The 25533-nt window shown below is 51.6% G+C and carries 24 protein-coding genes and 2 riboswitches; of the genes, 4 read left to right on the top strand and 20 right to left on the bottom strand.

Translation table 11 applies throughout. The annotated features are described in order from the left end of the window. The first annotated feature begins 159 nt into the window (after positions 1-159). Positions 160-256, top strand: a riboswitch (cyclic di-GMP riboswitch). A gap of 148 nt (positions 257-404) precedes the next feature. The 4 genes from QW71_RS18575 to QW71_RS18560 all read left to right on the top strand — a co-directional run bounded on the left by QW71_RS18575 (position 405) and on the right by QW71_RS18560 (position 4077). Further along, entirely contained in the window at positions 405-2018 is a 1614-nt protein-coding gene (locus QW71_RS18575) for a thiamine pyrophosphate-binding protein (RefSeq protein ID WP_235441496.1), read from the top strand. A 51-nt stretch (positions 2019-2069) separates the two neighbouring features. After that, positions 2070-2432 carry a carboxymuconolactone decarboxylase family protein gene (locus QW71_RS18570; protein WP_039301873.1) on the top strand — a complete coding sequence of 121 codons (363 nt, stop codon included), beginning with the start codon at positions 2070-2072 and terminating at the stop codon, positions 2430-2432. A 200-nt stretch (positions 2433-2632) separates the two neighbouring features. Continuing rightward, positions 2633-2983 (top strand): hypothetical protein, encoded by a 351-nt coding sequence (locus QW71_RS18565; protein ID WP_039301872.1) that lies wholly within the window; start codon positions 2633-2635, stop codon positions 2981-2983. Between the two features lie 101 nt (positions 2984-3084). Beyond that, positions 3085-4077 carry a 3-oxoacyl-[acyl-carrier-protein] synthase III C-terminal domain-containing protein gene (locus tag QW71_RS18560; protein WP_039301734.1) on the top strand — a complete coding sequence of 331 codons (993 nt, stop codon included), beginning with the start codon at positions 3085-3087 and terminating at the stop codon, positions 4075-4077. Between the two features lie 196 nt (positions 4078-4273). Here QW71_RS18560 and glpK read toward each other — a convergent pair whose 3' ends face one another. From glpK to ribD, 20 genes are all read right to left on the bottom strand, one after another. Then, positions 4274-5767, bottom strand: coding sequence for a glycerol kinase GlpK (glpK, locus tag QW71_RS18555; protein WP_039301731.1), 1494 nt, complete (start codon positions 5765-5767; stop codon positions 4274-4276). Positions 5768-5888: 121 nt separating this feature from the next. After that, positions 5889-7328, bottom strand: coding sequence for an ATP-binding protein (locus tag QW71_RS18550; RefSeq protein ID WP_039301729.1), 1440 nt, complete (start codon positions 7326-7328; stop codon positions 5889-5891). Next, positions 7329-8045 carry a response regulator transcription factor gene (locus QW71_RS18545; RefSeq protein WP_039301726.1) on the bottom strand — a complete coding sequence of 239 codons (717 nt, stop codon included), beginning with the start codon at positions 8043-8045 and terminating at the stop codon, positions 7329-7331. A gap of 75 nt (positions 8046-8120) precedes the next feature. Next, positions 8121-9383, bottom strand: a complete 1263-nt coding sequence (gene ccsA / locus QW71_RS18540; protein WP_039301723.1) for a cytochrome c biogenesis protein CcsA — start codon at positions 9381-9383, stop codon at positions 8121-8123. Then, on the bottom strand, positions 9380-11068 hold the full coding sequence (locus QW71_RS18535; protein WP_039301721.1) for a cytochrome c biogenesis protein ResB: 1689 nt from the start codon (positions 11066-11068) through the stop codon (positions 9380-9382). Before QW71_RS18535 ends, ccsA begins: the two co-directional genes overlap by 4 nt. Beyond that, the gene (gene resA, locus QW71_RS18530) at positions 11065-11589 is read right to left on the bottom strand and encodes a thiol-disulfide oxidoreductase ResA (RefSeq protein WP_039301718.1); all 525 of its coding nucleotides are present in this window, start codon (positions 11587-11589) and stop codon (positions 11065-11067) included. Before resA ends, QW71_RS18535 begins: the two co-directional genes overlap by 4 nt. A 112-nt stretch (positions 11590-11701) precedes the next feature. After that, the gene (locus QW71_RS18525; RefSeq protein WP_039301714.1) at positions 11702-12460 is read right to left on the bottom strand and encodes a pseudouridine synthase; all 759 of its coding nucleotides are present in this window, start codon (positions 12458-12460) and stop codon (positions 11702-11704) included. Between the two features lie 20 nt (positions 12461-12480). Beyond that, on the bottom strand, positions 12481-12825 hold the full coding sequence (locus tag QW71_RS18520) for an N-acetylmuramoyl-L-alanine amidase (protein WP_039301711.1): 345 nt from the start codon (positions 12823-12825) through the stop codon (positions 12481-12483). A gap of 1088 nt (positions 12826-13913) precedes the next feature. Further along, positions 13914-14393, bottom strand: a complete 480-nt coding sequence (locus QW71_RS18515) for a hypothetical protein (RefSeq protein WP_039301708.1) — start codon at positions 14391-14393, stop codon at positions 13914-13916. A 529-nt stretch (positions 14394-14922) separates the two neighbouring features. Further along, positions 14923-15411 carry a spore maturation protein gene (locus QW71_RS18505; protein WP_042141358.1) on the bottom strand — a complete coding sequence of 163 codons (489 nt, stop codon included), beginning with the start codon at positions 15409-15411 and terminating at the stop codon, positions 14923-14925. 52 nt (positions 15412-15463) lie between these two features. Then, positions 15464-16135, bottom strand: a complete 672-nt coding sequence (locus QW71_RS18500) for a nucleoside recognition domain-containing protein (protein WP_039301699.1) — start codon at positions 16133-16135, stop codon at positions 15464-15466. Positions 16136-16856: 721 nt separating this feature from the next. Next, positions 16857-18113: a D-alanyl-D-alanine carboxypeptidase family protein gene (locus QW71_RS18495; RefSeq protein ID WP_047013846.1), complete on the bottom strand. Its 1257-nt coding sequence runs from the start codon at positions 18111-18113 to the stop codon at positions 16857-16859. 176 nt (positions 18114-18289) lie between these two features. Further along, positions 18290-18778 (bottom strand): GerW family sporulation protein, encoded by a 489-nt coding sequence (gene ytfJ / locus QW71_RS18490; protein ID WP_039301696.1) that lies wholly within the window; start codon positions 18776-18778, stop codon positions 18290-18292. 82 nt (positions 18779-18860) lie between these two features. Further along, entirely contained in the window at positions 18861-19556 is a 696-nt protein-coding gene (locus QW71_RS18485; protein ID WP_052770082.1) for a DUF2953 domain-containing protein, read from the bottom strand. A gap of 184 nt (positions 19557-19740) precedes the next feature. Then, positions 19741-20343: an SMC-Scp complex subunit ScpB gene (gene scpB, locus QW71_RS18480; RefSeq protein WP_039301691.1), complete on the bottom strand. Its 603-nt coding sequence runs from the start codon at positions 20341-20343 to the stop codon at positions 19741-19743. Then, positions 20312-21103 carry a ScpA family protein gene (locus QW71_RS18475; protein WP_039301688.1) on the bottom strand — a complete coding sequence of 264 codons (792 nt, stop codon included), beginning with the start codon at positions 21101-21103 and terminating at the stop codon, positions 20312-20314. The genes scpB and QW71_RS18475 overlap by 32 nt, the downstream gene beginning before the upstream one ends. Positions 21104-21338: 235 nt before the next feature. After that, positions 21339-21806 (bottom strand): 6,7-dimethyl-8-ribityllumazine synthase, encoded by a 468-nt coding sequence (gene ribE / locus QW71_RS18470; RefSeq protein WP_036727378.1) that lies wholly within the window; start codon positions 21804-21806, stop codon positions 21339-21341. A 42-nt stretch (positions 21807-21848) separates the two neighbouring features. Beyond that, complete coding sequence (locus tag QW71_RS18465; RefSeq protein ID WP_039301685.1) at positions 21849-23102, bottom strand: bifunctional 3,4-dihydroxy-2-butanone-4-phosphate synthase/GTP cyclohydrolase II; 1254 nt, start codon at positions 23100-23102, stop codon at positions 21849-21851. Positions 23103-23162: 60 nt separating this feature from the next. Continuing rightward, positions 23163-23831: a riboflavin synthase gene (gene ribE / locus QW71_RS18460; RefSeq protein ID WP_039301682.1), complete on the bottom strand. Its 669-nt coding sequence runs from the start codon at positions 23829-23831 to the stop codon at positions 23163-23165. Positions 23832-23957: 126 nt separating this feature from the next. Then, positions 23958-25058, bottom strand: a complete 1101-nt coding sequence (gene ribD / locus QW71_RS18455) for a bifunctional diaminohydroxyphosphoribosylaminopyrimidine deaminase/5-amino-6-(5-phosphoribosylamino)uracil reductase RibD (RefSeq protein WP_039301680.1) — start codon at positions 25056-25058, stop codon at positions 23958-23960. Positions 25059-25281: 223 nt separating this feature from the next. Continuing rightward, positions 25282-25454, bottom strand: a riboswitch (FMN riboswitch). Positions 25455-25533: the final 79 nt, after the last annotated feature.

Raw genomic sequence — 25533 nt, 5'->3', positions numbered from 1 at the left:
CCAGACGCATCCATTTTCAAAAGTTTGAATATCTAATATTTCATCTCCTATTACATCTGAATATTCGCCAAATTTCGCGTTTTGCTGCAAAGGGCTTATTGACAAAAGGCGAGCGAGGAATATATTGTAAAGGAAAATTATCCTTCGCTGTATTGATAACAACATATGAGGCAAAATTCACCGAAAGGGAATGACGCAAAGCCATGGATCTACAGTCTCACTTATCCGGTGAGATCATGACAGCCAGGTTGCTGAAAAACTATGAACGTCCGGGAATCCGCGTTCAGTAATAGTGATTCGTGCAACAGGCCTGTGCTCCTATTTCGAGTACAGGTTTTCTATTGCTAGCATACAATCAAAAAACAACTTGTGGGGTGGATGTTCTGAAGACAGTTGCAGATTATATGGCGGAAGCATTACGCGATCTTGGGGTAACACATTCTTTTGGTATTATTGGCAAGTCCATTTGTCCTATAGCTCTCAAACTTGTTGACTGTGGCATTGAGTTTATTCCCGGCCGGCATGAGTCCAGCTCCGGCTTCGCAGCAGGCGGCTATGCACTGAAAACAGGCAGTCTCGGGGTAGCCTTCGGCACCTCCGGTCCAGGCGGAACGAACCTGCTAACCGCAGCAGCACACGCCAAAGCCAACAATCTCCCGGTGCTCTTCATTACCGGTCATCAATCCATTAAAGAGCTGGGGATTCCCCAGTGTCAGGATTCCACATCCTATCTCGCCGATTTGGCGGACATGTTCAGACCGGCCACTCTTTTCAGCAAGCTAGTTGAACGCGGCGACCATTTCGGTACGATTTTCAATCATGCCCTGTCTATCGCCCTTGGTGACAAGAAAGGACCTGTTCATTTATGTATTCCGTTTGATGTTCAGACCGAGCGCCTTGAAGAATGCCGGATTGTCCTTCCGCAGCGGGAAAGGCTCGTCAGCTACGCCAACTACGAACGGGTCATTTCAGCGATCAATGCTTCCAGCAGACCTCTGATCATTGCGGGTAAAGGGGTTAACCGCTCCGGTGCGCACAAGGAACTGGTTCAATTGGCCGAGACCTTCAACATACCTGTAGTAACCTCTCCCGGTGGTAAAGGAGCCATTGCTGCGGATCACCCGCTCTATCACGGTCCTGTGGGCGTTGGCGGATGTACGCACGGGGATGAGATGTTGAACAACAGTGATCTGTTTATCGTGCTTGGTTCGCGTCTGAGCGATATGACCATATGCAATCTTAAGAGGGAGAATCATCCGGAACAGCTGATCCAGTTTGATGTGGATCCAACCTTTGTCGGTAAAATATTGACTTCCCGTACCCTTTCCGTCGGCGGCGATTTGCGTGACAACTTGGAGCTGTATCTCAGCAAGATTGATCCGTCCACCATAACCAGACGTGAAATAGAGATCTCCAATCACTATACTGAAGAACTGCCTGTGCTGTCCAAGCTCTCGCTGGCTTCGGTAATGAGCACGATGAGCGATTTGATTCCATACAACAGCAGCGTGTTTGTTGATGACGGCAGCCACGGCTTCAATGCGGTCAAATGGTTCAACGTGAAGAAACCGGGGAGCTTTGTATTTGATGCCTACTTCGCCTGCATGGGGAATTCAATCGGCATGGCCATCGGTGCCAAGGCTGCTTCGCCGGAAGAGACGGTCTTCTGCATTACCGGTGACGGCTGTTTCATGATGCTCGGAACTGAAATTAACACAGCGGTTTGCAAGAATATCCCGGTTATTTTCATTGTTGTGAACAATATGCAGCTGGATATGGCACTTAAGGGTATGGAAAAAACAACCGGCCGTATCGATGGAACGCTTTTCGAAGTCCCTCTGGATGCAGTGAAGTTTGCTGAGTCCCTGGGAGCCACCGGCTTCCGCGCGGAGACGCAAGAGGAGTTTGCGTCTGCAATCAGCCAAGCAGTTGAACTTAACCGCGTAGCCGTTATTGAGCTGTTGACCGACCGTGACGAAGTGCCTCCTACGGCCCACCGTACACTGGATCTCAACTAGGCTGTATCTTACAGATTCTCTAACTTACTATCAGGAGGCAAACAAGTGAATATGAACGTAGACAGCGGACTGGATCATTTCACCAATCTTTCCGGGGACTATGGGGCCAAAGCCCTAGCTCCTATTAAAGAGCATTTTCCCGAATTAGCCGAGTATATCATGGGCAATGCATACGGTGATATTTTTCAGCGGACCACCATCGGTTCTGACTGGAAAGAAATTGCTGTCATCTCTTCTTTGATCACCATGGGACAATTTGAGCAGTTGGGTGTTCACTATGTAATGGCGCTCCGCGTGGGGATGACCGTAGATCAAATCAAAGGTATCCTGCTACACCTGACACCTTGTATCGGCGCACCCAGAGTAATCTCGGCGTTCAATGTTCTGCTGGAGACGCTGGAAGAAATTCGTTAATTAATAGCATAATATTACATCATTCGACTTTTGTATTGCGTATTTAAGAAAGTTCTGGTTATAATGAAGGCAAAATATCCCAAAACCAAGTTTACTTTGTCGAATTTAGTCGTAGGAACGTAGTTTTTCGGGATATTAACATGATGAATCATCAGGTCACTCTGAATAATCATGCAATTAAAATTATGGGAGAGATGAACATGGGACAATTTATTTTGAAGACGGACACTGCGAAGAAAGTAATTAACATCGATCTGGAAGGAACCTTCTCGAACGAGGACGGTCTTAAATCGATACAAGCCTATCAGCAGACCATCAATCCGATCAACCCGTCCGAATATGCACTGGATATCGATTGCCGCAAGCTTAATGTAACCGCTCCTGATGTTGTGCCGTTGCTCGAAGGCTGCTTCATCATGTTCAAGGCAGACGGTTTCCAAAAAGTGAGCCTTACCCTTGAGAATAACCCTATTCTCAAAATGCAGCTGGCGCGTCTGGGCCGCAAAGCAGGACTCGAAAACCTGGAAATCACATCCACGGTACAAGCTTAAGTTAACTTATTTTTAAACCATTATTAGCGGTTTGAAACGCAAGATTCGCTCACGAAACTAAGTGTATGCTTACGGGCTACAAAACTTTTAGGAGGTTTACTATGGCAGGGATTCGCATTAAGGACATTGATATCTATCATCCAAGCAAAAGCATCGGCAATGACTTTTTCATTCAGCACTTCGATGAGAAGGGAATTGATATCCGTGGCCTGCTGGCTGCTCTTGGCCGTGAAAACCGCTACAGTATCGACAGCAAGGATGAGAACTCCCTGACGATGGCTTTTGAAGCCGCAAGCAATGTACTGGACAAGACCGGCCTGACCGGCGCAGACATTGACCTGATCGCTTATGCAAGCCAGACTCCTGAATATATTTTCCCAACGAACTCATTGATGATTCACCGCCTGATTAATGGTGCATCGCATACGATCTGTATCGACAGTAATGCCAACTGTGCAGGAATGACCGCTTCGGTTGAACAGGTCAGCCGTCAAATGATGGCGAACCCGAGAATCCGCCGTGCACTTGTCATCGGTTCTGACTACGTTGCCCCGCATGCGAACAAGAATGACCCGGTATATTACGCCAACTTCGGCGATGCAGCTGCCGCGCTCATTCTGGAGCGTGACGAGAATTCGGTAGGCTTCATCGATTCGATCTATCAGACCGATACCTGCGTCTACGGCAACTCGCTGTTCCCGGCGGAAGGTTTAGCTAATCTCGGACGTACAGGTGTGGCTGCCGGAGAATTCAATGTGAAGTTCATCCCGTTCGATGATTCCATCTGTGTGGATGCTGCTTCAGAATCGATCAACACCCTGCTCAGCAATAACGGAATCGCACCTGAATCCATCAAGGCCGCCTGCTTCTCGCAGTTGTCACTTCCGAACATCAAGGCCGTTTCCGGCAAAACCGGAATTGACGCTGATGCAGCCGTCTACATCGGGGATGAATTCGGCTACACCTCCACCAGCAGCCCGTTTATCGCCCTGCACAAAGCAGTGACTACCGGACAGCTGGAACGCGGAGATAAGGTCCTGTTCTGGACAGTAGGCGCCGGATGGCAGAACGTCGCTTTTGTAATGGAGTATTAATCTTAGCTGTTGAACTTATAGTTTCTTGTTAATATCCAAACAGCCCGCAGCAGAACTCCTGCCAGCGGGCTGTTTCTTTATGTATACATCAGGGCTCGACTCTCCCCAGACAGAACCTGCAGCGTTCATCCTGCCTGAGGTGAATTTATCCGATTCATTCGGTAAGCGCAGCCTGTCATATCAACAGCTGTTCTCCTTACCTCTGTCCTTCATGCTTCTCCCAGCCCATTGTCCGGGACACCGCGTCCTGCCAGGCGTTGTAACGGCGCTCACGCTCTTCCGTCTCCATCTGCGGCGAGAATACCTTCTCGGCCTTATTGAAGCTCTCCAGCTGCTCCCGGGTCCATATGCCGGAGGTGAGTCCTGCCAGCAGCGCAGCGCCGAGCGCTGTGGTCTCCGCATACGTTGTGCGGGTTACGTCGCTCCCAAGAATGTCCGCCTGGAACTGCATCAGCAGATTATTACGCACGGCGCCTCCATCCACTCTCAGTCCGCTGAGCGGCATGCCTGCGTCTTTTTCCATCGCCCCGATGACATCGCGGGATTGAAAGGCCAGCGACTCCAGCGTTGCGCGGACCAGATGTCCGGCAGTCGTTCCCCGGGTCAGTCCGAACACGGCACCCCTGGCATACATATCCCAGTAGGGTGCACCAAGGCCGGTAAAGGCCGGCACGACCACAACCCCCTCACTGTCCTCCACCTCACTCGCCTTCTCTTCCGAGTCGGCCGGAGCTACGATCAGCCCCAAGCCCTCCTGCAGCCATTGTACCGCTGCTCCAGCCACGAACACACTGCCCTCAAGGGCATAATAGAGTTCGTCTCCCATGCCCCAGGCTACCGTGGTCAACAGGCCATGACTCGAAGTCACTGCCTCAGTGCCTGTGTTCATCAGAATGAAACAGCCTGTGCCGTAGGTGTTCTTGGCGCTGCCTGCCTCCAGGCAGGTATGACCGAACAATGCCGCCTGCTGGTCCCCAAGCACAGAACGGATGGGGATGTCTACACCGAACCACTGCTTGTCTGCAGCTCCGAAGTCCCCGCCTGACATCCTCACTTCAGGCAGAATCGAGGGCGGAATGCGCAGCGCTTCGATTAGGCCGTCATCCCATTTACGCTCATGCAAATTGTAGAGCATGGTACGTGAAGCATTGGTAACATCCGTAGCATGCACAGCGCCTCCTGTAAGCTTCCAGATCAGCCAGCTGTCTATGGTTCCGGCCAGCAGCTCCCCCCGGTCCGCCCGCTCTCTGGCCCCCGGCACATGGTCCAGAATCCAGGCCAGCTTCGTTGCCGAGAAATACGCATCGATGACAAGACCCGTCTTCTCAGCGATCTCTCCGGCCATTCCCTGTGCCTTAAGCGCCTCACACTGCTCCGCAGTCCGGCGGTCCTGCCAGACGATCGCCGGATAGACCGGCGTTCCGGTAGCCTTGTCCCAGATCAGTGCAGTCTCGCGCTGATTGGTAATGCCGATGGCCGTAATATTATCAGCAGGGGCGGAGCTTGCCGCAATAGCGTCTCTGGCCGCAGCAAGCTGACTCTCCCAAATTTGCTCCGGATCATGCTCTACCCAGCCCGGCCGGGGAAAGGATTGTCTAATCTCATACTGCCCTTGCGCGATCATTCCCGCCTCCTCATCAAAGAGGATCGCGCGTGAACTGGTGGTACCTTGGTCCAAGGATAAGATCATTATGCACAGCCTCCTGCAAGCCTCAGCTTCTATGATATGTTCCACGTTGAACAAGATTAATGTGGTGGTTTCAACAAAAAGCACCTCTGCTGTCAGAGGCGCTGTCATGCATTGTCCGGATTTACTGTTTTTCGACAGGAAGCCGCAGGGTAAAAGCGGTGCCTTCTCCAAGCTTGCTGGAGGCGTGGATACTCCCATGATGCGACTCGACGATGTTCTTCACAATCGCTAGTCCCAGACCGGTTCCACCCGATTCTCCCCTTACACGTGCTTTGTCGGCTTTGTAAAAGCGCTCGAAGATATACGGCAGATCCTCAGGTGTTATGCCAACACCTTGGTCTCTGATCTCAATCTCCAGAATCCTCCGGCCTTCCAGCACGGTGGAATCCGCCCGAATGGATATCAGTTTATCGGCCGGAGTGTGGCGGAAGGCATTGTCGAGCAGATTGGTGAGCACCTGCTCCAGCTTGTCTTCATCGGCAGCCTTAAGGAGCAATTCGGTATCCGGTCTCTTTAGCTCAAGAATAATATCCCGCTCCTTGGCTCTGACCGAAAATTTGCGGTACACCCGTTCCAGCAGTTCCCCTGCATCCACTTGCGCCTTCAGCATATCCGTATGCCCCGCTTCCATGCGGGCCAGATCGAGCAGATCCTTTACCAGCCGGCCCATACGGAGCGATTCGTCGTGGATCACCTGGACCAGCTCGCTGCTCTCCTCCGGGGAGGAGGCCATTCCATCCAGCAGCGCCTCGCTGTAGCCTTGCATCATCGAGAGTGGTGTGCGGATCTCATGCGAGACATTGGCGACGAAATCGCGGCGCATTTTCTCCAGCCGCACTTCCTCCGTCACATCGCGCAGCACCGCTACCGCCCCGCGAAGATTATCCTCGGAATATAAGGGTGCCATATGCACAGACCATACACCGTGCCGGACATGGATATTAGAGCGTTGATCGCCTCCTACGCTGAGCGTACTGAAGAACAGTGGCCGCAGCGGCGGAGGCACATCACGGGCAGGTCCAGCCTGCGGATACAGCCCGCTATCCTCTTCCTGCTCCCAGGTAAGGTCACTCCAGGTTTCCAGCAGCGTCTGGCCATGCGGATTGGTGAGGATAATCTGCCCCTCAATATCGAAGGTGATCACCGCATCGCTCATACTGCGCAGGACGCTGGACAAATGCCCTTTTTCATTATTCAGACTGCGTATATTCTCTTCCAGCTCTTCTGCCATGTGATTGAAGGATGTCGCCAATTGGCCGATCTCATCGCTGGTGACCAGCGTCAGTCTCGTCCCGTATTCGCCGCGGCGGATATCATTGGCCGCCTCAATCACCTGCTGCATCGGCTGGGTAATCTTCGTAAACAGGAATAAGGCAAAGAATGTCGTTAAGGAAAACCCGATCATACAGGTATACATAAATAAACGCTTGATCGCCCCGGAATTGGCGAAATTACTGTCGATGTAGGGTAACAGAAACAGCCCCAGCGTAATGAGCACGACAGCAACCAGACAGATGATCGTGATCCACAGCTTACCGACAAGACTTCTCCAGAAGTTCACTTATTTAGGCACCTCAAGCTTATAGCCGACTCCCCATACGGTAGTGATCATAGCCGCCGATTCCGGGGACACCTTATTCAGTTTCTCGCGAAGACGCTTGACATGGGTATCCACGGTACGCAGATCTCCGAAGAACTCGTAATTCCACACATCCTTGAGCAGTTCCTCACGCGAGAATACCTTATCCGGTGAGATCGCCAAATAATGCAGCAGCTCATATTCCTTAGGGGTCAGACTTACCTCCTGGCCGCCGGCAGTTACGCGGTGTGCATCATGCTCAATAATAAGAAAAGGAAACACGATATTGTTGCTTGAATTGCTCTCTTTGGACAAAAAAGCAGTTGCGGAAGAACGGCGCATTATCGCCTTCACCCGGTAAATCACTTCACGCGGGCTAAACGGCTTAACGACATAGTCATCTGCGCCCATTTCAAACCCTTGAACCCGGTTAATCTCTTCACCCTTGGCAGTAAGCATCAGGACCGGTGTAGATTTGACTCCTCTGAGTCTGGTCAGCACTTCAATCCCGTCGATGCCCGGCAGCATAACATCCAGCAATATCAGACCGTAGTCATTGGCTGTTGCTTTGCGCAGAGCAATTTCTCCATCTTCTGCCTCGTCAATTTCATAACCTTCTTTTTCAAGATACATTTTGAGCAGGCGGCGGATGCGTTCTTCGTCGTCCACCACCAGAATTCTATTCAAGTGCTCTGCCATTTACACAACAACCCCTTCATCAAATACAGTAGAACGTTACCCTAAATCTTGTGCGTGCCAGAGAATATAGTCTACTCAGTCTGTCCCCGCATAAGAGTGAAGTCCGGCGATCACAAGATTAACGCCAACCAGGGTAAACATTACGATCAGAAAGCCGAGTACAGCGAGCCAAGCGGACTTGCGTCCCTGCCATCCGCGGGCCAGCCGCAAATGGAGATAAGCACTGTAGAACAACCAGGTGACGAGTGCCCACACTTCCTTAGGGTCCCATCCCCAGAACCTGCCCCAGGCCACTTGAGCCCATATCATTGCAAAAATCAAAGCCCCCAGTGTAAAGATCGGGAAACCGATGGCGATCGCCCTGTACGTTATTTCATCAAGGTCATTCTCATCAATTCCGTCGAGTACCGGATGAATCGCCTTACCCAGCGGTTTGCGGACAGCCAGGCGGAGAATTCCATATAGAATCAGCCCGGACAGCAGTGACCAGATAACGGTATTGAACTTGCGCCCGGCATTGACACCATTCATCCAGGATGGAGCTTCGAAGAGCGGTTCTTTTATGCCAAGAAACGACTGGAAGCTCTCAATTTCGCTATGGTAAGGTGCCACAATGGGTGGCATTTTATAACTCACTTTCTCTATTGTACTATCCCCCTGCCCGGGGCTGTCAATCGTAACGTTGGTGCGGACAAAAACAGATTCATAGCCGGCACCGCGGAATGCAAATACAGATCCAAGAAAACCAATTATAACAATGATTGAGAACAGAGTAAATTCGACAAGCCTCTGCTGCTTACGGTCACTGCGTTCCTTGCTGTTGAAATCGACCGTCCGCAGGAGATACATCAGCCCGGCGGCAAAGCCTACAGCGAAGAACGATTCCCCCAGTGCTGCCAGCGTAACATGAATGTTCAGGTAGATGGATTTCAGCGAGGGGATCAGCGGCTGTACTTCCTGCGGAAATACCGCTGCATACGCCATCACAATAATCGAGATCGGAACCGCGAAGACACCGAGAATAATTTTGCGGTAAATCGCAAAGATCACAGTAAATGCAACCATTACCATCATCGATAAAAAAGTCATGAACTCATACATGTTACTTACCGGAATATGCCCCGATCCCATCCAGCGTGTAATGAAGTATGCCAGATGGCACAGCAGTCCGAGCGAGGAGGCGATAAAAGCGATTCTCCCCCAGCGTGCGGTATGCTCCTCCGGCTTCCTGCCGGACCATCTGCGGCCCATAATGGCGATGGTGAACAACATGAATGCTCCGCTGTATAAAAAGAATGCGGCAATAAAGACGTCACTGCTGAAATCGAGCAAGCTCATGCCAGGCCTCCTCCGTTGTCCAATGATTTTTCATCGACTGTCATGTCTATCTTCTGGAGAATAGAAACGATCTCACGGCGGAAGCCGAACCAGTTCTTGTTCGTATGGCCTCCTAACACCAGTTCCCCGCCGTCGACGGTCAACCAGATGCGTCTATGCTGCCAGTAGAAGCCGAGTATCAGCCCCAGCATGATAATACCCGCACCAACCCAGACAAATGGCATTGCCCGGTCGACCCGCACATTGAGATAGGTGGTGGATTCCGAGAAGTCAACATCACTCATGCTGCCGACCTCAAGCTCCAGAAACCGCCCGCTGCCGCCGAGCTTGTCGTTGATGGCTGACTGCTGGAATTGCTCCTTGTCAATCTGCTTCGGAAAATAGAAATACTGCTGCCCCCCGGCCGGAAGCTCCGGCCCTTTAATAAGGAAGAGGAATGCAGGGGCATTCGGATACGGCGATTTGGACACCGGCTGGCCTTCATCGCTCAGTCCGAAATCCATATATTTCTCTTTCAGCTCCAGCGTATATGGACCTGCCTGGAAGCTGCGCTGCGGATTCTTCATATCCAGTTCAAACTTGCCGTAAATCTCGCCAGTGGACGAATTCGTCAGCCCGGGCTGCACAGAACGCAGCACAGGGGTCAGGTCATAATCAAACTGATACGCTTTCAATCCTTGGTAGCTGAGCGGTGAATTCACCTGAATGTCATGCCGGGCCACTTCCGTAAGCTGCGGCTCCTTAGACGGGTCCGTGCAATCGGCAGTACATTCATAGAGAACCGCCCGGGTCTCGTAGAGCTTGGGAAGCACCTTGGTTCCGCGGAACTCCTCAGGCATCTCTTCTTCCGTGTAGAATTCTACGGTGAACTTCTCATTCTTAAGGTAGAGGCTGGTGTCCGGTATTTTGACGGTCTCCCCTTGCGGAAAAGCAAGATGCTGGTCCATATTCAGTCCCGGAAGCCCTCTCGCCAGCACGGCGAGCAAGAAAATAATCAGACCGATATGTATTACATAAGGTCCCCAGCGGCTGAAACGGTGTTTCTCGGCCAATAAAGCGCCGCCCTCCGTCCGGACGCGGTAACCTTTCTTCCTGAGCGGCTGGACGATGCGCGCCACCCACACCTCCGGCTCCTCTTCCACTTGCGTTACGAGCGTCAGCTTCTGACGGGTCAGAAACTGGCGGTGCTTGCGGATCTTTTGCCGGGTTAATGCCTTGTACAGCGGAAGCACACGGTCCAGGCTGCAGATGACCAGAGAAGCTCCGATCATTACGAGCAGCGTCACAAACCACCAGGATTCATAGGTATGCGAAAGGCCGAGTCTATAATATATATTCCCGGCTGTTCCGTACGTTTCTTGATAATATGTTGAAGCGTCAATATTCAGAAAAGTGCTCTCTTGCGGAAAAATCGTACCCAGCATAGCGCCCAGCAGTGTCAGCACAATGAGATAGATGGCGATTTTGACCGAGGAAAAAAAGTTCCAGACCCTGTCGATCACTCCGGGACCTACGCGCTGTGAACGGCGGGCTACCCCATCGTAACGCATCTCCAGATTCTCTGAAGAATTCCATTCCTTCTCATCCAGCGGCTTGCCGCAGGCTTCACAGAGAACAGTCCCCACAGGATTCTGGTGACCGCATTCGCATTTGGTATTGCTGATCAGCGGCATGTGCTCCTTCATTCTCCCACCAGCTTCCCGATTTGCTCGTCAAGCGAGCTCAAATCCAACTGGCCGATATGAATGCTGTCCACCTTGCCCTTCGTATTAATGAAGAAGGTGGTAGGCAGCGGGGAAACCCCGTAACTGCGGACGGCATCACGCCCCGTATCCATCACAACTGGGAAATCAATATCCACGAGCTTCACGAAATTGTCCACTGTCATCTGATCCTCGCCTACATTAACGCCTACAACCACTACTCCCTGGTCTTTCCACTTCTCCCACTGTGCCTGCAGGGCAGGCATCTCCTTCACACAAGGAGCACACCAGGAGCCCCAGAAGTTAAGCACAACCGACTTTCCTTTGTACTCCTCCAGCGTATGGGTCACGCCGTCCAGCCCAAGCAGTTCAAAGTCCGGCGCTCTCCCGCCTTCCTTGGGTTTGCCATCCCCTCCGAACACGGAGGAACCGATTGCATAACCCCCGAGCAAAAGGATTAGAAATAGTATCACGATTTGTATTGGCTTTCTGGCTTTGCCCATACGAGGGTGCCCCCTTCTGTGACGCAACTCATTACTTTAGTTGTTAGGTGTGAACATCCTATGAACATTATAACGAATATTGTCACAGTTTTAGGAGGGGGAATTGTGAACTTTATGTGTCTTTGCGTGTCGTATTCTCTCTTAGCGCCCCGGCCTTGGCTATTTGCTGCAGATGATTGATTTCATCCTTAGTCAAATGACGGTAGGAACCGCGTTTGAGATTCTGGAGCAGGATATCTCCGAACGAAATCCGTTTCAGGCGGATCACCGGATGGGCAATTGCTTCAAACATCCGCCGTACCTGACGGTTACGGCCTTCATGAATGGTAATGCTGATGACCGTTTCCTTATTCGCTTCATCGACATCTTTGTATTCAACTTCCGCCGGAGCCGTCATGCCGTCTTCCAGCTTAATTCCGGCCTTCAGCTTGTCCAGCGCCGTGCCGTGCGGTACACCCTTGACCGTCGCCAGATACGTCTTCGGCACATGATGCTTCGGATGCGTGAGCAGATTGGCAAACTCACCGTCATTCGTCAGCAGCAGCAGCCCCTCCGTATCATAATCCAGACGGCCTACAGGGTATACGCGCTCTGTAATGCCTTTCAGGTAATCGGTTACCACCTTGCGGCCCTTGTCATCGGATGCGCTTGTAATTACACCCTTGGGCTTGTTGAACATGATGTAGATTTTGTTCTCGCCCCGGATCAGTCTACCGGAGACCTTAATAATATCTGTTGCGGGGTCCACCTTCGTGCCAAGCGTAGTTACGAGTTCCCCGTTGACTTCCACTTTACCGGCCAAAATCATTTCTTCACATTTGCGTCTGGACGCAACTCCTGCTTGCGCCAAAATTTTCTGTAATCTTTCCATTTTCGACTACTCACCTCAGGTTAATGATAACCATCGGAGGGATAAATCACAAGATCATTCCATGGAAAAAATGCTCCCGGACAAGTTTTGCTATGCGGTTCAACGAGTAATGGCGCAATTTGATAGCGCCCTGCCAGCTCCAAAATGAGTTTACCTGCCGCAAATAGCTGCTGCTGGCGTTCCGGTAAGCCGGGAAGCTCATCCGCTTCACCGTAGTTGCCTTCCAGGCAGATATGAATATGTTCGGGATCTGTCAGCAGCGGCGCAGCGTAGATCCCCCCTTCCAGCCCGACCCAGAAGTCAAAGCCCTTGCCGTTAATGGACGGACAGCGGGAATGATGAAGAATAAAGCCTTTGTATTCCATCCCTTGCCCTCCTTCCTCCGTATTGCTGAAATAGCATATGAAGTGGGGAGGTGCGGGGTGATGGCCGGTTGTTAAAATCTTTGGGGCTCGTGGCGTGGCCTGAGAGCGCGGGGAACGTGAGGGCAAAAGCGGGCGCGGGCTTGGGGACAGACGCGGGACGCGAGGGCAAAAGCCGGCGAGGGGCGCGGAAGCAGACGCGGGACGCGAGGGCAAAAGCGGGCGCGGACTAATCGTAACTCCGGGGAATGTTTGGACTTCCGGCCGCTGTTAAAGTTGGAATTCCTTGACTCTACTGCCATGCGGCAGTTGAAATCCAACTTTAAAGGCGGTCGCTGACGCTCCTCCTGTTCCAAACTTCCTGGCCGTTACTCCGCCTGCGCCAGGCTGCCAACTACATCAAAGAATGAAACAACTACTCCTCACCCCGGGGTGATAGGTGAGGACTGTAAGGCAAAGCGGCCGCCGTCGCTGACGCTCCTCCTGTTCCAAACTTCCTGGCCGTTACTCCGCCTGCGCCAGGCTGCCAACTACATCAAAGAATGAAACAACTACTCCTCACCCCGGGGTGATAGGTGAGGACTGTAAGGCAAAGCGGCTGCTGCGCAGCGCTTGGAACAAACGTTAAGAAAGCAGAGAAGCAGAGATAAGCTGAACTTAAAATATCAGCTTAGAGCCAGCTTCGATGATTATTTGAGCTTCCGGGTGGCTGCGTTGCCTGTACCATTATCTCGCAGTCTAAATCCTGCACGAAATACAACATTTCCTTCGAGATATCGGCCTTAATCGAAGATTGTTGTATAAAAGGTATCATTTCCCCTCCTTTTAGGAGAAAGATGAAAAAATTCTTGTACTACATACAACAATCCTCCCGCAAACCGGCTTTTCACTGTATGTGAGTTGTAGTCCTTACAACATTTTGCATGTACCCCGTTGGTCAGCGGTGGTTCGGGTACTAATTGGAGTAGTCTTAAGAGCGGATTAGTGCGGGTTAGTGCGGGTTAGTGCGGGTTAAATAGTCATTTAAACATAGCGCCAGCATGGGTGTACAACCCCCATATCAACATACAGCTTCAAATCCTTATGTAACCTTAAGCCTTGGTTCTCCGCTGGACAATATGATCTATAAAAACAGCTGCGGCAAAACCAGCCAGATTTATAAACAAAGTAAAGAGATATCCGTAACCGATACCGCTGTCCTTTGAAGAGTCTCCGGTAATGGCTGCAAGGAATTGATGAAACTGAACAAGATCAAACACATACAAAATAGATATAATCCCTGCGAAAACATACCGGCCGGCAAAGATGCCTAGCAGGATGGCAAGTACAACAGCTCCGCAAAAAATATTCAAAAATAAAATCGAGTCCCCTCCCGCAAGCTTCCGGTTTACATTCAAAACGAGAAAGCCAATAACGAGAAGCAGGCAAAATACTCCAAAGAACAGCAGTAAATTGCGAATCAGGACGCGGCGGTCCAAATTCCACGCTGTCTCAAAAACATCTTTCCCGAAATGGAGCAGATACAGTAAACCGAGTATGTAACAGGCCAATAGAAAAATAATAAGTTCCACTTTGCTCCATGCTCCCTTTAACTTATCAATGTACAGCAGTGCCCATTCACTAAAATATCGTATCGTCCGGCTCTTCCAGCGGAACAGCTCAGTCTAATAAAAGTGCCGCACCGACAACAATCAGATTCATGAATGAACTGAACATGCTGTTTAAGCCACGTCCGAAATCATCCAGACCATTACCGGTAATGTTGGCTGCGTAATAATGTAACATAATCAGATCATATATGTATAAGCATCCCATGAAGGCAGCTAGAATCTTCCTTCAGGCAAAAAGCGCTAAGAGTCCTGAGAACACGATGACCCCAAGCACTGCATTGTATTGCAGGACGCCACTTCCTGCGTGTTCCCGGCCTACATTCAGCACTAGGAAATCAATCAGGAGAAGCAGGATAAACCCTCCACATAAAATCAGCAGTTTGCGAGCCAGATCTTTTCGGTCCTGCTCCTGCTCCTGCTTCCACTCTTCCCGTATAACGTCAGCCGCATGCCGGATCAAATGAATAAAAACAAATGCATTCCTCCTTCCTTACCCGAATACCAGCAGACATACCGCAATAGCTGCGATAAAGCCGACGACATCTGAGAACAGGCCCACCTTAAGGGCATAACGGCCGTTGCGGATCCCCACAGCGCCGAAATAAACAGTCAGTACATATAAGGTTGTATCCGTGCTGCCCTGTATAGTAGAAGCAATCATGCCTATCAACGAGTCCGGGCCGTGGACCCGGATCAGATCTGTGGTATAGGCAAGTGATCCAGTGCCCGTCAGAGGGCGCAGGAGACCGAGCGGGAGGACTTCAGCAGGAATCCCAAGACTTTGTACAAGAGGGCTTACAAAGCCCATCAGGAAGTCCAGCGCACCCGAAGCGCGGAAGACACTGATCGCCACCAGCATGCCGACCAGATGGGGGATAATCGCAATGGCTGTGCCGAATCCGTCTTTCGCACCTTCCACGAAAGATTCGTAGACCGGAACCTTGCGGGAGAAAGCATACAGCGGAATAAAGGTGACCATTACCGGAATTGCCCAGGCGGATATTAGACTGATTAACTGGAACAAGGAAGGCTCACCCTTTCACTGAAGAATGTGGGAGCGTGGCACTCCCTTTCGCTGCAGCGGTGCCGGACCTTATCGCAGGCGGCGGTCCGGGCGGCCTGCGCAGCAGTGTCAGGCGGCGGCACAGCCTGTCCGCAGCAATGGCGGCAAGAGTAGCCACCGCCGTCGCCGCCAGCGTGGTACCGACGATTGCCGCCGGGTCAGCCGATCCGTAATTCAGCCGGATTGCAATCAGAGTTGCCGGAATCAGCGTGATACTGGCAGTGTTCAGTGCAAGCAGGGTACACATGGCAGGCGTTGCGGTTTCCTTATCCGGATTGAGTGTCTGCAGCTCCTGCATCGCCTTAATGCCCATAGGGGTAGCGGCATTTCCGAGTCCCAGCAGGTTGGCGCTCATATTGGAGAGAATATAACCAATCGCAGGATGGCCTTTGGGCACGTCCGGAAACAGAAACGATACTACCGGTCCCAATACTCTGGAGATCTTCTTCAGCAGGTCTGCATCCTCCGCAATCCGCATAATCCCCAGCCAGAACACCAGCACACTGATCAGCCCGAAGCTTACGGTGACCCCGCTTTTGGCACCGTCAAACACGGCAGCTGTGAATTCGTTCATCCGTCCGTTTACCGCCGCAAATACAAACCCGATCAGGATCATCCCCAGCCAGATACCATTTAACATGCTTATCCCCTCCTCCAGCTCTATTCTTCTTATCTGCCCAAGCCCTCTGCATAATCCCAATTTGGAAGTCGGCTTAAAGTGAACCAAGTACAGATGCTACTGTCTGAGTATGACATCTTACTTTAACGTTATACTCCGGTGGAATAGTGGAATTTATGTTACTTACTCTCCGGATTTCAGCTGTTTTATGGATTTTAGATGGATTTTTGCTGCTTAATTCTGCCCATACCCTAGTGAATCCGCCAATTTGAATGAAATTAGATGTTGTTTATCCAACTACGTCTTCGAATATTTAGCTTTCCGCATTAACAGATGCCTTTTCTCCACCTAACGCCCCTCAAGGCATTAGCAAGATACGATAAGACGGTCTGACTACGGAGCTAGTTGAATGCTAGTAGAGTGCTAATTGAGCGCTAGTTAAGCGCTAGTTGAGCGCCAATTGACCATTAGTTGAGCGTCAGATTTAAACTAGTGAAACCCTTTAGTAAATCACTTACGGAGGGTTTGCAATGACCATATTACGGTATATGCGGTAGGCTTAATTGCACTTTGTACAACTAAAACGTCTGATTCTCAACCTATTATCCGTTTAGTTGTATTTCGTGCAATTAAACTACCAGGTGTAGATGATTTCCAGCGATTCGGGCAGATTTAGTTGTACAGACTACACTTATAAGTTGCAAGCAACCCTTTTCGCTGTTTTTAATTGCACATTATACAACTATCTCTGATCTTCGCCGCTCTGGAACATGGCACGCAGCGCGCTGCCGAATGCCTGCAGCCAGTTGTCCGCCGGATAAGCAGTACCTCCCGCAGGACTGTATTTCTTCTCATAGGGTGATGTTTCCGGCGGCAGCTGGCTTGGCGTATACACCGGAACCCGGCCGATTTCCTTGCCGCCCAGCTGCATTATAATTACACCCTTCAGCCCGAAGCTGCTGGTGTTGGTGCTGGTGCTGGTGTTGGTGCTGGTCTTAGTGCCGGCACTGGCACGCGCCTCTTTTCCCGCGGTACTCTTCTCTTCGCTTAATACCAGCTTGCTAACAAGCCTTGCCTCTTCCCCTTGTCCGAGCGGATAGGCGAAATCCTTGCCGGTAACCAGGGGGTAGCCGCTGACGGTTTCTCCGCGTTCTACTAATGTCTTGAGCGGATAGTGGTTGAAGCCGAAATCCAGCAGCGCCGAATGGTCATTCCAGTCATTGCCGTCATTCAGCGTAACAGCGACCAGCTGCTGGCCGTTTCGTGTAGCGGAGCTGACAAGGCAGCGGAGTGCTTTTTTGGTATAACCCGTCTTCACACCATCCGCCCCTTCGTAGAGGCGCAGCATTTTATTTTTATTGCTCCACTTGTAATCCCATTTCTCATACGGATTGTCCGCCGTCTTCTCTTTGGTAGCCACAATCTCCTTGAACACAGGGTTATGCATCGCGTAAGCAGTCAATACAGCCAGATCATTTGCGCTGGAGTAGTGCCCTTCGGCATCGAGCCCGTGCGGATTGGCAAAATGCGTATGGGTTAAGTTAAGCTCCTCCGCCTTGGCATTCATCAGATAGACGAAGCCCTGTTCGGAGCCTCCGACATGCTCGGCAATCGCGGTTGCCGCATCATTACCTGAACGCAGCATTAATCCGTACAGCATATCCTCCAGCGTCATTTCTTCGCCCTGCTTCAGATACAGTGAAGAACCTTCCTTGGCAAAAGCATTTTTGCCGACCTTGACCTTTGAGGTCAAATCACCGTTCTCTATCGCTACAAGTGCTGTCATTATTTTGGTCAAACTGGCAATCAGCATCGGCTCATCCCCGCGGCTGCTGTATAGAAGTCTTCCCGACTCCACATCGATCAGCGCCGCCGCTCTGGCATGAGTGGATATAGAACTGTTCTCAGCCCGGATAGAAGACAACGGCACCAGTGCAAGCAGCAGTAAACACAATATTAAGGAAATCAACGATTTTCGGGTTAATGTCTTCATGTTCATCCTCCGGCTTCTTATCAGGTCTAGGGCAGCGGTTCTTCCGTCTTGCCTGGTTGTACAAGTGTATGCGGTACGGGGGACTGGTATGTCCCATCCGCTTCTGTCCGTCAAAAAAGGGATATCACCTTTGAAAGGCGATACCCCCGCTTATTCTTATCCCGCCGCGTTCAACCGGTGTGTTAGTGTGCCGATGAATGCGTATCCGGCTCGGTCTTCACTACGGTTTTGGTCACCGTGGTACCTGCTGCGTCTGCCCCCAACGGCATGCCGTTCGGCTGGAACATATTCTGGATTTTATCGATCAGGTTAGGTGTTGCATCAATGATTTTCTCGAACAGATGGGTTTGATTGTCAAGCGGCACAATATGTACCCCATCCCTGCCCACTACCAGAAAAGCGATTGGCCGTATGGATACACCGCCCCCGCTACCGCCCCCGAAGGGAAGCATTTTGACTCCGGTTCCGCTGCCGTTCACGCCCGGAGCATCGTCTTCCACCCGGAAGTCACTGCCGCCTGCGGCAAAACCGAACGCGACCTTACTGATCGGCAGAATGATACTGCCATCTGGTGTTTCTACTGGATCTCCGACAATGGTATTTACATCCACCATGCCTTTGATATTTTCCATAGCCGTCTGCATGAGACCTTGAATAGGATGATCTGACATTGTTTTTCTCCTCCTCGTGTGTATATAAGTGTACCTGCAGTCTTATCTTGCCCACTATGGAAGGGAGTATGTAGTCTTTTTATCACTGGCCCCGGCTAAGCAGTTTCTTCCATCTCCCGAGGCCACCTTCCACCTTCGAAACACGCCGCAATAATAACAGTCCCGCATAAAAAGCATAGCCTGCAGAAAGCTTGCCTGTGCAGACCGCTTCCGTTGAGAAACAGGGCTCGTCCCGGAACACCGGGGCAACGAACATCCGCGGATTCCGCTGCAGTCTGACGAAACGCGATACCCAGCCGATCATGGTCCACTTCATGCCCCATAAAGCCCCAGCCGCGGTTGCCGTATCTGCCGCATCGCCCAGCGAGAAATCCGTGGACCAGTCCAGCTTGGTAATCCGGACATGCGATAACGTGCCAACCAGCCATTTTTTGAGACCGCGGGTTGCCTTGAGTGCAGTACGGATGTTCTTTAACCATTCCGCCACGGATTCCCGGTCGATTTTCTCTTCTTTGTCGCTGTCCATTTTCACCGGGGCGATTCCGCTTTTTTCGAGCTTAACCTTAATGCCTTGTTCAAGGCTGTCAAAAACCAGCGCAGGCAGCTCATAATGGATTTTGACCAGCCCGTATACAGCTTTAATATCAAATTCAATACGGTCATCCTTTCCCAGCCTGCATAGACGGAAATGAAAATGAATCGATGAAGCCAGAACCAGCAGGCACAGCAGAATAACCAGCAGCAGCAGGGATAAGGGTATCGCAAGCCATAACGTCACAATCGTAACCTCCAAGCAGCCTCAGGTAATGTGAATAGTGGAGCCTCTGGTTTAGTATGGCAAATCCTGCCGGATAAAATTCGGCATTTCTGCAAAGATCTCCAAAAAGAATCTGCCGCCAAAAAAAATGCCGCTGTCCCGGCGGGGACAACGGCATTTCTGGAACAGCGCGTATCCGCTGCGTCTATTCTGTCTCTACCTCTTCAAAGGTCATCTGGCTGTCCAGCTTGCTGAAGAGCAGCTGCGTCTCTTCTTCCAGGCCCTCTGAAGTGTCGAAGCTCGACGGCTCCGGAAGCTCCTTCAGGCTGGCCAGGCCAAAGCTGTCCAGGAAGGACTTGGTCGTTCCGTACAGGATCGGACGGCCGACAGCCTCTGCCCGGCCCACCTCATGAATCAGATCCTTATTCCCCAGCGTATGAATGGCCCGTTCGGACTTCACCCCGCGGATTTCTTCGATCTCCACTCTTGTAATAGGCTGGCGGTAAGCCACAATCGCAAGTGTCTCCAGCGCTGCCTGGGACAGGGATGATCTGGAAGGGGAATACGCCAGACGCTCAAAATATTGTGCATGCTCCGGCAGTGTCGCCAGACGGTAATTCCCGGCGATCTGCACTACCTGCAGGCCCCGGCCCTGCGAGCTGTAATCGTCTTTCAAATCCTCCAGCGCCCGTGTAGCCAGATCGGGCCGCTGTTCGGTAATCTCGGCAATCTGGCGTACAGATAAACCTTCATCCCCTGAGAGAAACAGCAGGCCTTCAATAATTGATTTCAGCGTGTTGTAGTCCACTGACTTCCTCTCCTCCTCTCCACTCCATCACAATATCGTCAAATAATTTCTCCTGGTAGCAGAAAATCGCCTTCATCTTCATCAGCTCCAGAATGGCCAGGAAGGTCACTACAATCTCATGCCGGGCCATCTCATCATGCAAAAGCGACGAAAAGCGCAGTCTGCCACCCATCCCCTTACGCTGCAGTGCTTCCGACACATCACGAATCCGGTCTTTCACCGAAATCTCATCACGGGTAATCCGCTGATAAGAGGATCTCCGGGCCGCTTTGCTCAGCGCCTTACGGAACGCGGCAATCAAATCAGCGGTGTGCAGTCCCTTCAACGTATTATCGGTCTCTGTAGGAACAAAGGGGCCCAGATCCTCGGGCTCCTTCGTGAAAATCAGGCTGCGCTCGCTCTCCATATCCAGCAGCTGCACAGCAATGCTCTTGAATTTGCGGTATTCAATCAGCCGCTGTACCAGCTCCGCCCGCGGATCATATCCGTCGTCCTCGTAATAATCGAAATCCTCAATTTCGATCACCGGCGGCTTCGGCAGCAGCAGCTTGCTCTTGATCGACAAGAGGGTAGCAGCCATAACCAGAAATTCGCTGGTGATATCCAGCTCAAGCTCCTGCATCCCCTGCAGGTATTCCATGTACTGCTCGGTGATCTCGCTGACCGGAATGTCCTGGATGTCGATTTCCGCTTTGTCAATCAAATGCAAGAGCAGATCGAGCGGACCTTCGAACGTCTCCAGCTTGTACAATACAGTCACGCGGTTTCCTCCAGCCCAAAAAAAGTAAAGTGCAGCGCCACACGGACGCTACACAAGTAGAAAGATCCTTGAGACTGCGACGAAATAAAGTACCGCTAATTTGTTGACAAACTCTCAAACCCATGGAGATTTGTCAACAAAAGCGGATACTAATTTCCTCGCAGCTCCTTATGTTCATGCTTTCTTCTCATACATATAAATAAGCACGACTTACGCTGATTCGTCAAGAGGGGTGTTATTTAAACAGCTTGTTCAGGTTCGCCATTTCGATGGCAGCAGTCGCCGCATCCCAGCCTTTATTGCCCGCTTTGGTTCCGGAACGCTCAATGGCCTGTTCGATATTCTCGGTCGTTACCACGCCGAAGATCGTCGGAACGCCTGTCTTGAGATTAATGGCTGCTACGCCCTTGGCTACTTCATTGCACACATAATCATAGTGTGTTGTAGATCCGCGAATAACTGTACCCAGTGTGATTACTGCATCATACTTGCCGCTTTCGGCCATTTTTTGCGCGATCAGAGGAATTTCGAATACTCCCGGTACCCAGGCAACATCCACTTCATCGTCAGCTACGCCATGGCGTTTGAAGGCATCGAGCGCTCCGGAGAGCAGCTTGCTTGTAATAAATTCGTTGAAACGTCCTACGACAACCCCGTATTTCAATCCTTCAGATACTAAATGTCCTTCAAAATAATTCGGCATTATGCTCATCAACCCTTCATGTATAAGTTAGTGATTCTATAATTAAATTTTGGAATCCTCGTTTTGTTCGATCTTGTCAAAAGTCAGCAGATGGCCAAGCTTGGCCTGCTTCGTATGAAGATACTTAGTGTTGTCCTTGTTCTCCGGCATCTGGATGGCTACGCGCTCCACCACTTCAAGGCCGTAGCCTTCCAGCCCTTTGATCTTGCGCGGATTGTTGGTCAGCAGTCTGATCTGGCGGACGCCCAGGTCCTTGAGAATCTGTGCACCGATGCCGTAATCACGCAGATCTGCGGCGAAGCCCAGCTTCAGGTTGGCATCTACCGTATCCAGTCCTTCCTCCTGCAGCTTGTAGGCACGCAGCTTGTTGATCAGGCCAATCCCCCGGCCTTCCTGGCGCATATAGAGCAGCACCCCTCGGCCTGCTTCTTCAATCTGGCGCAGCGCCGCTTCAAACTGCGGGCCGCAGTCGCAGCGGTGGGAATGGAATACATCGCCGGTCAGGCACTCGGAATGCACACGCACCAGCACCGGCTCGTCACCGGAGATATCACCTTTTACCAGAGCAACATGCTCTTTGTCATCCACTTCATTCGTGTAGGCAATCGTCTGGAAATCACCGAAATCGGTCGGCAGATTCACAGCAACCTCGCGGGTAACCAGATGCTCCTTCTCATTACGGTAGTGAATGAGGTCCTTGATGCTGATCAGCTTGAGATCATGTTTCCCCGCGATCTCGATCAGGTCAGGCAGGCGGGCCATCGTGCCGTCAACCTTCACCACTTCACAAATGACGCTCGCCGGATAAGCGCCGCACATGCGGGCCAGATCAACAGCGGCTTCCGTATGGCCTGAACGCCGTAATACCCCGCCCTTCTTCGCGATCAGCGGGAACATATGGCCCGGTCTGCGGAAGTCGGAAGGCTTCGCATTCGGGTCCAGCATCGCCTTGATGGTCATGGATCTTTCCCCGGCGGAAATACCGGTAGTCGTATCCTTATGGTCAATCGATACGGTAAAAGCGGTGCCGTGGTTATCGGTATTCTGGGCCACCATCGGCTGCAGATCCAGTTCCTCTGCACGTTCCGGGGTAATCGGCACGCAGACCAGTCCGCGTCCCTCGGTAATCATGAAGTTAATAACTTCAGGGGTTGCCCGTTCGGCAAGGGCGATGAAGTCCCCTTCATTCTCGCGGTCCTCATCATCGACAACGATGATCACCTTCCCGCGCATCAAATCATAAATCGCATCCTCAATCGGGTCCAGGACACTGTCCTTCTTGTCTTGCTGGCTCATGTTACTGTCCTCCTGATGGCTGTACGCTGCCTTACCGGCTGCCGTATGCCTAATCTTTAATTATACAAACCCGTTGGCCGCCAGAAAATCGTGGCTGATCTTCGAGCTCTTCTTATCTTCTTCATCGCCGGAACGTGAACCATAATGCAGCAGATGATCCACATACTTGCCCAGCACATCACATTCGATATTGATACTGTCACCCGGCCGTTTATGGGCCAGCACCGTTTCTCCAAGGGTGTGGGGAATGATAGAGACAGTGAACGTGGACGACTCTGTATCCACTACGGTGAGGCTGATGCCGTCAATCGTAATGGAGCCTTTGGGGATGATGTACTTAAACAGCGATTTGCGGTCCGGCGCAATTTCGAATACCACCGCATTCTGATCGCGCTTCACGCTGCGGATCTCACCGGTTCCATCCACATGCCCCTGGACAATATGCCCTCCGAACCGTCCGCCGGCTGCCATCGCACGCTCCAGGTTCATTTTGCCCCCGGTCCGTAAGTTTTTGAGATTGCTGTTGCGGTAGGTCTGAGGCATCACATCAACCGTGAAATAATGGTCGCCTATGGATGTGGCTGTAAGGCAGACCCCATTGACGGAGACGCTGTCGCCAATCTTCAGATCTCCCATAATGAGGGAGGCGCCGATATTCAGCACCATCATCTCCCCTCCGCTGGTGACGCTGCGGAGGATACCCACCTCTTCAATCAGGCCGGTGAACATACTATCCCTCCTTCATAACTATATAAGACGCACTTAAGATTTGAGCTTGAAGCATAGTCGTCACGGCGGTGAACATTTGGACTTCCGGCCGCTGCCCGCCACCCGATTTCTTGATCTTATCCGCTGTTAGCGCGCCGGGGTGCCGCTGATACAGACATTATCCCCGAGCACTTCCACTTCCAATCCTTCGAGCGTAATGGCATCCCGCATCAGTTCCACACCCGGGAAGTCGAAGGTACCTGCCGCAGCATCGCCGCCTCCGACAATCTTCGGAGCGAAGAAGAGAACTACGCGGTCTACCAGTCCCTGCTCCAGCATCGCTCCGTTCAGCGTGCCGCCGCCTTCGAGCAGGATGGAGCCGATCTCCATTCCGCCCAATGCTATCATCGCGGCCTGCAGATCGACACGCGGTCCGCTGCCTGCGGCAACAACCTGAACACCCGCAGCGAGCAGTGCTGCCTTCCGCGCCGGATCACCCGCTTCAGTGGTAACGACCACCGTAGGTGCCAGTCCGTCAGTGACAACGGCGCTCTCTAGAGGCAGCCTCAGTGTAGAGTCGATGATAATCCTGATTGGATTGAGCCCGGGCACATTCAGCCTGGTCGTCAGCGAAGGATTATCGGCAATCACCGTATTCACCCCGACCATGATTCCCTGATGGCGATGGCGCAGGGTATGTACTAGCTCCCGGGATTCAGCATTGGATATCCATTTGCTATCCCCAGTACGGGTGGCAATTTTGCCGTCCAAGGTGCTGGCGCTCTTCAGTGTAACGAAAGGCTGCTTCGTCAGAATGTATTTGATAAACTTCTCATTCAGCCGGATAGCGCGGCTCCGAAGCAGGCCTACCTCTACCTCGATGCCCTGCTCGCGCAGCATCTCAACCCCGCGGCCTGCAACCTGCGGATTAGGATCTTCACAGGCAACGACAACCCTTGCGACTCCTTCATCGATCAGGCGCTGGCTGCAGGGAGGCGTGATGCCATAATGGCTGCAGGGCTCGAGCGTAACATACGCTGTGCTTCCCTGTGCCTTACCAGCAGCCATGTTGAGCGCATGGACCTCGGCATGCCCGGTACCGCGCTGCAGATGCGTGCCGATCCCGATCATGGCACCATCCTTCACAACTACACATCCGACCACGGGATTGATTCCGGTCTGTCCTTGAGCCCTTTCCGCCATGTCCAGCGCAAGAGACATATAAAACTCATCATTCATCTTATCCATGTGACTTCCCTCCAATCAGCAGGCTATATTCATAATGTGCACAGTTTAAACAGAAAAACCCGTCTCAATCTCCAGGAGGAGTTCAAGACGGGATATACGAGAGGTAACAGCAGCTCAAAAAATAGGTGCGTAAATAAGCGCCGGACTTATGGCATTGTGAAAATTCGCACGTAATATTCGAAAATACTGCAGCACGGCCGCCTACATAAGCACAGCACGTCAATCTCTCCTTCTTCCATCCAGACTATACTGTCGGTCCCGGAATTGCACCAGGTCCACCGTCCGTATCACCAGCATACGGATCGGGTAGCGGACTGAGCAGCAGAACTGGCCAGAAACAGCCAATCTAACAGCATCACCGCCGGTAGGGAATTACACCCTGCCCTGAAGGATTGATATATTCAGTTGAAAAACAAGTTTTGCCTACAACAAAATTATCACTTACGTGCAAGAAATGCAAGTGTGTTTCGGAAAT

The organism is Paenibacillus sp. IHB B 3415, from assembly GCF_000802655.2.
Taxonomy (GTDB): domain Bacteria; phylum Bacillota; class Bacilli; order Paenibacillales; family Paenibacillaceae; genus Paenibacillus_AQ; species Paenibacillus_AQ phytohabitans.
The sequence above is the reverse complement of the archived record's forward strand: the minus strand, read 5'-3'. Positions and strand labels throughout refer to the sequence as shown.